Genomic DNA, 1,588 nt, shown 5'->3' with positions numbered 1-1,588 from the left:
CCCTGTCCCCGGAGACTATGCACGTCAGGTCGGCAACCCGCTTCCCCCGATTGCTGTTGCAGCTTCTCACCCTGCGGTCTTGCACTCCCTTCCCATCTTGATCTGCCCCCACCGAGTGGACCGTTTGGTTTGTTAGTGGATTAAGCCCATCGCCGCCATATCCGGTCGGAGTTGGAGCGAAGCGGAACCGGAGGCCGGATATGGCGGTGTCGCCGTTTCCGGTGCCGGTGGTCGGTATCCCAGACTGCTATGCGGGCGGACGGTGTTGTAATGCCGCCGCCAAGCTTCGATCAGCACCTTGGCTTCGGCGAGGCTGTAGAAGATCTCGCCGTTGAGCAGTTCGTCGCGAAGCGACCCGTTGAAGCTTTCGTTATAGCCATTCTCCCATGGTGATCCCGGCGTGATGTAGAGCGTCTTCACGCCGATCTGCCCCAGCCATTGCTGGACGGCGGTCGCGATAAATTCGCTGCCATTATCGGACCGTATATGTGCCGGAGGGCCGCGCGAGATGAACAGGTCGGCTAAGGCCGCCAGAACATCCTCATGCCTGAGCCGACGCGCCACGACGAGCGCCAGGCACTCCCGGCTGGCCTCATCGATGATGGTCAGGATGCGGAACTTGCGGCCATCATGCGTGCGCCCTTCGACGAAGTCGTAGGCCCATACATGTCCCGGATATTCCGGCCGCAGGCGGATGCAGGATCCGTCATTGAGCCATAGACGCCCGCGCTTTGGCTGGCGCTGCGGGACTTTCAGTCCTTCACGCCGCCATATCCGCTCGACACGTTTATGGTTCACCGTCCACCCTGCATGGCACAGCAACGCCGTGACCCGGCGGTAGCCGTAACGACCATATTGCTTCGCCAATGCAATGATGTCCTCGGTCAGTGCCTGTTCGTCATCCGCCCCGCGCGGCATCTTGCGCTGCGTCGATCGATGCTGACCCAGCACCCGGCATATCCGTCGCTCGGATACCGGAAACTCTCGTCGCACATGATCAATGCAGCGTCGCCGCCGCGCGGGGCTTAGAAGTTTCCCTTTGCCGCCTCCTGCAGGATCAGCTTGTCCAGCGTCAGGTCCGAGATCGCACGGCGAAGCCGCTGGTTCTCCTTCTCCAGATCCTTCATCCGCCGCGCCTGATCGGTCTTCAGGCCGCCATACTCCTTGCGCCACCGATAATAGGTCTGCTCGCTGACCGCGATCCGCCGGCATGCCTCGGCAGTCGAGGCTCCCTGCGCTAGCACAATCTCAACTTCACGCAGCTTGCCGATGATCTCTTCCGGCTTGTGCTTCTTGCTCGGCATTCAATGCCCCTTTCATGGTCCAGACTATCATAGTCTCTGGGCCACTCAGCGGGGGGCAGATCAATCTTTGTTTCCTTTACAGTGTTCGCTCGCCGACCACCTCCAAAGGGGTACCCATGCTGTCCTTCCCCCGCGGCGCTGCGATCGCCGGCGTCCCCGTCACCACGCTCAAGGCGATCCTCACCTCCATCGAGAGGACGAACAGCTTCACATCCGCCATCCAGCTGCAATCCGCCGGTGCCAGTCAATGCCATAATGCCCTCGCCATTGAGGCTGCCATTCAC

The 1,588-nt window shown here is 61.1% G+C and carries 1 protein-coding gene; it reads right to left on the bottom strand.

What is annotated here, in order from left to right:
- Nucleotides 1-132: 132 nt before the first annotated feature.
- Nucleotides 133-1,304, bottom strand: a protein-coding gene (locus tag ADT71_RS00235; protein WP_132470540.1) for an IS3 family transposase whose coding sequence is annotated in 2 segments (ribosomal slippage) — nucleotides 133-1,040 and nucleotides 1,040-1,304 — 1,173 coding nt in all. Because the reading frame shifts where the segments join, the coding sequence is not laid out codon by codon here.
- Nucleotides 1,305-1,588 lie beyond the last annotated feature (284 nt).

Source organism: Novosphingobium sp. ST904 (genome assembly GCF_001298105.1).
In the GTDB taxonomy this organism is placed as follows: domain Bacteria; phylum Pseudomonadota; class Alphaproteobacteria; order Sphingomonadales; family Sphingomonadaceae; genus Novosphingobium.
This window is presented reverse-complemented; position numbering and strand designations above follow the sequence as displayed.